The sequence below is a fragment of the Vibrio sp. 1978 genome (assembly GCF_033344345.1).
Genome location: NZ_JAWPOP010000749.1, coordinates 1 through 590 on the forward strand (window position 1 = coordinate 1; position 590 = coordinate 590).

1 protein-coding gene is annotated in these 590 nt (G+C 47.3%); it reads right to left on the reverse strand.

Annotated elements, in window-relative coordinates:
• On the reverse strand, positions 1-570 hold a 570-nt coding region (locus R8N49_RS28900; RefSeq protein WP_318190671.1), incomplete at its 3' end, for a DedA family protein.
• Positions 571-590 lie beyond the last annotated feature (20 nt).

Genomic DNA, 590 nt, shown 5'->3' on the forward strand with positions numbered 1-590 from the left:
CCCCATCGTCACCATCTTGCTGATATTCTCCGGAAGTAAAGGCAGGAGCATGCCAAAGCCGCACAGTAACAACGTCCACAATATGGCGCTCAGCCATGCAAAGTAATGGAACTTTGACACGCGTTTCACACGTAATCCCATCATCAATGGCAAAAGCGAACGCACCACCGGAATGAAACGCGCGCAAAACAATGCAATTAAGCCATGTTTACCCAAAAGAACATCGACTTGTTCGAGTCTTTTCTGTGGGACAGCATTCACCCAGCCTTGAACTTTAGGTAGGCGGTTTAGCCATTTTCCTTGCAGGTATGCCGCCCAACTTCCCAAGCCCGCACTCACAATAATCACCAACATAATGGCAATAGGATCAAGCACGCCCACCGCCGCAAGTGTGCCAGACAACACCACTACACTATCGCACGGAAATGGCGCAGCAGGAATAAAACCACTTTCCAAAAAGATTAATGTCGCCACGACAATATAAATAATCCCTGCACTTCCTGGCGCCATAAGTGCAGAAAAGTCTTGATGCCAAAAGGCAAGCAAGACGCCCATCATTGAATCAAACATAAAAAAGCTCCTAAACATCA